This window comes from Synechococcus sp. R60.1, from assembly GCF_047461835.1.
GTDB lineage: Bacteria > Cyanobacteriota > Cyanobacteriia > Thermostichales > Thermostichaceae > Thermostichus.
Genome location: NZ_JANSIA010000062.1, coordinates 1 through 5,174, shown reverse-complemented (window position 1 = coordinate 5,174; position 5,174 = coordinate 1). Strand labels below are relative to the sequence as shown.

Here is a 5,174-nt window from a genome sequence, read left to right as displayed (position 1 = left end):
TGCCGCCCGGCAAATTCGCCACATCATCGAGCGGTGGTTTAACCCGCAAAGCCCTCGAGAAGAACAAAGTTAAGAATCAAAGTTAAGAATTAAAAGTTAAGAATTAAATAAGAATCAAAGATGTATAGACCGTTACCGGGAAAACCGTTTCTTTACCTATTGCTCTCAGTAAGACAATTAAGATAGAAAGCCTGACTCCAATCCAATTGACCCCAGTCCAATCAAGAGCGAGGATGCAAACCATGAGCACGACTGCAACTGCCACCACCGTTGTCCGGGTGCCGATTGTGGATGCCACCCCAGAAAATGTGCAACCCTTCGGCCAACTTATAGGGGACGATGTGGCCAATCCTGGGCTGGGGATCCCCTTTTATCAGGGGCGTGTCCTGGAAGGACAGAACATCGACTTTCAATACACCGGCAGAGCCGTTATCCGTACGGCTAAGATCCTGCCCGGATATCCACCTGTGCTCTGGCTGGAGCGCCACATGCGTATGACCCAGTTGTTTGTCGGCCTGGGGCAAGAGCCGTTCATCATGGTGATGGCTCCTCCCAACCATCCCAAAGCAGCTCCCGATCTCGACAAAGTACAAGCCCTGCGATTCCCTGCCGGGCATGGGCTGCTGCTGCACCTCGGCACGTGGCACGATTTCCCCATTGCCTGCGAGCGCCCCGTTGTGGTGCTAACCGCCAACTCCGAAGAAGTGGTGGAAGCCCTGGCCAGCATGGAAGATGCCCACGAAATGAATCAGGGAGATGTATTCAAAATTTCCCTCCCCCAACGGCTAAAAGCGGAGATCCACCTAGAGCTGGTCTGAATGCAAGTCCGGATCCCTGAATCTCTACAGGATGCCAAAGCCTCAGTTCTACAAAGTGGCGCTCTATCAGCCTTTGGCTGGATAGGGGACTCTTCGCCTTAACTGGGCCTTAACTAGGGCCAGACTCTTGTACCGAAACCTCCCTTTGGACCCTTCTTCCCCTGCAAGGGTCTAAGTATTCGAGAACACCTATTCTTACACACAAAAGCTTCGAGATAAGTTCAGAGAGAAATGCCTCTAGGCAAGAAAGGCTACCTGAGATTCTGCCGACAGGCGTCTTTAGGAGGGCCGTATTCAGCGGGAAGATTCACAAACGTCGGCAGCGTTGGCATCTGGAGGGAGTTGCTCTATATTAAATCAGCTAGCATATTCGATATTTGCCAGAATTTAAGTTATTGTGAGAGCTGACATGCCATCCAATTGGTCAGACATCCATCCTCCCAATCCTGGGCAAGGGTTGGGCTCAGCCCAGTCTGCGCCTTCCCATTGGAATGAGCGCCACAGGGGAGAAGGCTCTCATGCCGAGTATGAGAGGAACGGATCTCAGACCAGAGCGGCGGATTGTCCAGAGGACTTCATGCCGAGCAAGACCGCAAACGCAAAGATTAAGGTAGTAGGCGTGGGGGGTGGGGGTGGCAACGCGGTCAGTCGGATGGCGGCCAGCAACCTTGTGGGCGTCGAGTTTTGGAGCGTCAACACCGATGCGCAGGCCCTTGCCCAGTCCTCGGCAGTGAACCGCTTGCAAATTGGGCAGAAGCTGACTCGAGGCTTGGGTGCAGGTGGTAACCCGGCCATTGGCCAGAAAGCTGCAGAGGAATCCAGCGAAGAAATATCGGCAGCCATCAAAGGGGCAGATCTGGTCTTCATTGCCGCCGGCATGGGGGGAGGCACGGGCACGGGTGGAGCACCCGTCATCGCCCAAATTGCCAAAGCCAGTGGTGCCCTGACGGTGGGAGTGGTGACACGGCCTTTTTCCTTTGAGGGCAAACGCCGCAGCAAGCAGGCCGAGGAAGGGATCCAAGCGCTGCGGGAGGCAGTTGATACCCTGATTGTAATTCCCAATGACAAGTTGCTTTCGGTGATCTCCGAGCAAACCCCTGTCCAAGAGGCTTTTCGCGTTGCTGATGATGTGCTGCGGCAGGGGGTGCAGGGCATCTCGGATATCATTCTCATTCCCGGCATGATCAATGTGGATTTTGCCGATGTGCGCAGCGTGATGGCCGATGCCGGCTCTGCCTTGATGGGAATTGGCATGGGATCCGGCAAGTCCCGCGCCCGCGAAGCCGCCATTACCGCTGTATCTTCGCCGCTTTTGGAAACCTCCATCGAAGGGGCTAAAGGTGTCCTCTTCAACATTACCGGTGGGCCGGATTTGTCCTTGCATGAGGTCACGGTGGCTGCCGAGATCATCGCCGAGGCAGTGGATCCCGAGGCCAACATCATCTTCGGCACCGTCCAAGACGAGCGCATGCAGGGGGAAGTGCGCATCACGGTCATCGCCACCGGTTTCCAAGAGAAAGCCCGTCCAGCCGCCATCCCTGCTGCAACCAAAGTTTCTGCCTCCAACAAGTCGGGGGTTCCCAAGCCCACTCCCACGGGCTCTGGGCTGCCGCCTCGACAGCCTCCGGAGCCTGAGCCGCCGATGTCTGGAGGCTTAGATATTCCCGAGTTCTTGCGCCGCCGACGGCCCCCTTCGTAGGGTAGGGTGAAGGTATGCTGGTATCTTGGTGCCGGTTGTTGAGGGTGGGGAGTGCTTTGGGGTTAGGCCATGAACATTGTTGTCTTGGCGGGGGGGCGTTCGGCAGAACGTCAAGTCTCTTGGGTAACGGGTAAAGCCTGCAAACGGGCTTTGGAGGACCTGGGCCATCGGGTCAAGGTAATCGACCCAGATGAGGATCTGCCTCTGCGCCTTTGGCAGGAACGGCAAGCCGGCTGCGACTTCGTTTGGATTGCCTTGCATGGCCCTGGTGGCGAGGATGGGGTGGTACAGGGAATGCTGGACTGGCTGGGCCTGCCCTACCAGGGATCCGGGCCGCTGGCCAGTGCTCTGGCCATGGATAAGCTGGTCTCCAAGCAGATCTTTCGCGCCGCGGGGATCCCTACCCCCGATTGGCAGGTTTGGGACGACCAAAGCCCCCTCACTTGGGCTGACTGTGCGGCAGAGTTGGGATCCCCACTGGTGATTAAGCCCAGCAACAACGGCTCGACGGTGGGCATCAGCATTGTCCGGGATGAGAGGTCATTTGCTCAGGGGCTGGAGTTGGCCCGCTCAGTCTCGTCGCGGATTTTTCTGGAGCGCTATGTTCCCGGAAAGGAGATCACCCTCTCGATCTTGTCCGGCCAAGTTCTTCCGGCCATTGAGATCATCCCCGCCCAAGGCGACTTCTACGACTACGAAGCCAAGTACGCACCCGGTGGCTCGCGGCATTTGATCCCCTGTTCCCTCAGCCCGGCAGGGTTGGCCCGCTGTGAGGCTGCAGGTCTGAAGGCCTACCAGGCGTTGGGGTGCGAAGGCTTGGCGCGGGTGGATCTGCGGGTGGATCCCGAGGAAAATCCTTGGGTGTTGGAGGTGAATACACTGCCCGGCATGACCCCCACTTCCCTCTGTCCCGATGCGGCGGCAGCTCTGGGGTGGACGTTCACCGAGTTGGTGGAGCGGATGCTGCAGGATGCCTTGCAAAAAGCCCAATTGACCGGATCCCGGCACCCTCAAAGTTCATCGGCGACTCTCGGCAACGCTCCCTGAGGCTTTTCCCAAGACAAGAACAAGAACCTTTACCCAGCTCTTTCAGAGAAGGGCAACCAGCAAAAGAATCACCCCAATTCCAACAATCAGTACAGCTCCCCCCAGCCACACCCAGGAGATGCGGGACCTGCTGCCTATGTCGGTTTTCCCGACAGGATTCTCCGGCGCAGGTTCAGGCTTTGAGTTGACCGAATCCGGGGCAACAACTGTCAGATCCTGCAGTAGGCGATCGCCTTTTTTTTCCAACAGAACTGTGGTTTCTTCTGAGGCCAGCAGCGGGTTCAACAAGGGGGCCGTTTGCTCCCACTCGTATTCAGAATGTCCCGACTCACGCCCGTACACCGTGACCTGCTCTAAGCCGGGCAAGCCCAACACTCTGAGCTCCGCCTGCACCCGTTCCATGAGATGGGGGTAGTCCACTCGAGCCAGGGGGGGCCGATTCAGGAGAACGTGTAGATGACCTTGGCGGCGTTTGACCGCAATTCTGACCGGGGCAGCCAACCGAGCCTGCAACGCTTGGGCAATCTCAGCTTCGGTCATGGTGCAGCATCCAAGGCATGCGAGTTAATTCTAATACAATCCTAGAGCAACCGTGCAGAGGGCTACGGGGGCTCGGGGTAGAATGAGATGCGCATGGGCGAAGAAATGCCGGGTCTCGACAGAGCAGGGCGTTCCTCTTTTCTCTCGCCGGATCCCTAGCTGGAAGTTCTATGCAAGAGAAAACCATTGTCCGCGATTACTTCAACTCCGTTGGCTTCGAGCGCTGGCGGCGCATTTATGGTGAAGAAGAAGTCAATTTCGTCCAAAAGGACATCCGCCTTGGCCATGCCCGCACGGTAGAGACGGTGTTGCAGTGGTTGGGGGATCCCTCGGGTTTACGCATTTGTGATGCCGGATGCGGGGTGGGCAGCCTCAGTTTGCCCTTGGCCACCAGAGGGGCGCAGGTGTTCGCCAGCGACATCTCGGAACAAATGGTGAACGAAGCACGCCGCCGCCAGCAAATGGAGTTGGGATCCACAGACAACCCACACTTTTGGGTCTCGGATCTGGAGGAATTGACGGGGGAATACGATGTCGTCATCTGCCTCGATGTGATGATCCACTACCCTGAAGCCGAGGCCCTGCGCATGCTAAAGCACCTGACCCGCCTGGCTCGGTCCCGCCTGATCTTCAGTTTTGCCCCCAAAACCCCCTGGCTGACGCTGCTGAAGAAAGTGGGAGAGTTCTTCCCCGGCCCCAGCAAAACCACCCGCGCCTATCAACACCGAGAGGCGATCTTGGTGAGCCAATTAACCGAATGGGGCTGGAAAGTGCAGCAGCGACAAACCATTCGCAGCCGCTTCTACTTTGCTTGGCTCCTCGATCTGGTTCGGTGACACTCGATCTGGTTCGTTAAACGGGAATGAAACATTTTCGTCTAGCTCCCCTCTCCCTCTGGCAGCGAGGCTGGGAGTAGGGGCAGCAGCGTGGAATGCTTGGGGAGTGTCTCAATCTAGTTTAAAAATGACTATAACGATCAGCTAAGGTTATCCAGTTGCTGATACATTTACGCTGAACACTGCTGAACATCACTGTTCAACTATGCAGCGATAGCATTCTGTTTGTTTCCA

Annotated in this window: 5 protein-coding genes; 4 read left to right on the top strand and 1 reads right to left on the bottom strand. The window is 56.7% G+C overall.

Annotated features, from left to right (window positions below; genetic code table 11):
- The first annotated feature begins 242 nt into the window (after positions 1–242).
- From NW834_RS09480 to NW834_RS09470, 3 genes are all read left to right on the top strand, one after another.
- Positions 243–818: an ureidoglycolate lyase gene (locus tag NW834_RS09480; RefSeq protein WP_041437468.1), complete on the top strand. Its 576-nt coding sequence runs from the start codon at positions 243–245 to the stop codon at positions 816–818.
- A gap of 577 nt (positions 819–1,395) precedes the next feature.
- Entirely contained in the window at positions 1,396–2,517 is a 1,122-nt protein-coding gene (gene ftsZ, locus NW834_RS09475; RefSeq protein WP_414350014.1) for a cell division protein FtsZ, read from the top strand.
- A 69-nt stretch (positions 2,518–2,586) separates the two neighbouring features.
- Entirely contained in the window at positions 2,587–3,564 is a 978-nt protein-coding gene (locus NW834_RS09470) for a D-alanine--D-alanine ligase family protein (protein ID WP_414407460.1), read from the top strand.
- Between the two features lie 42 nt (positions 3,565–3,606).
- Here the strand turns inward: NW834_RS09470 and NW834_RS09465 are convergent, their stop codons facing one another.
- Positions 3,607–4,104: a hypothetical protein gene (locus NW834_RS09465; RefSeq protein WP_414419522.1), complete on the bottom strand. Its 498-nt coding sequence runs from the start codon at positions 4,102–4,104 to the stop codon at positions 3,607–3,609.
- 170 nt (positions 4,105–4,274) lie between these two features.
- Between NW834_RS09465 and bchM the strand changes: the two genes are divergently transcribed.
- The gene (gene bchM / locus NW834_RS09460) at positions 4,275–4,940 is read left to right on the top strand and encodes a magnesium protoporphyrin IX methyltransferase (RefSeq protein ID WP_414419521.1); all 666 of its coding nucleotides are present in this window, start codon (positions 4,275–4,277) and stop codon (positions 4,938–4,940) included.
- The last annotated feature ends 234 nt before the right edge of the window (positions 4,941–5,174 follow it).

Bases quoted from the DNA above. Each gene is read 5' to 3' on its own strand.
- NW834_RS09480 (WP_041437468.1), top strand. From the start codon at position 243: ATGAGCACGACTGCAACTGCCACCACCGTTGTCCGGGTGCCGATTGTG.
- ftsZ (WP_414350014.1), top strand. From the start codon at position 1,396: ATGCCGAGCAAGACCGCAAACGCAAAGATTAAGGTAGTAGGCGTGGGG.
- NW834_RS09470 (WP_414407460.1), top strand. From the start codon at position 2,587: ATGAACATTGTTGTCTTGGCGGGGGGGCGTTCGGCAGAACGTCAAGTC.
- NW834_RS09465 (WP_414419522.1), bottom strand. From the start codon at position 4,104: ATGACCGAAGCTGAGATTGCCCAAGCGTTGCAGGCTCGGTTGGCTGCC.
- bchM (WP_414419521.1), top strand. From the start codon at position 4,275: ATGCAAGAGAAAACCATTGTCCGCGATTACTTCAACTCCGTTGGCTTC.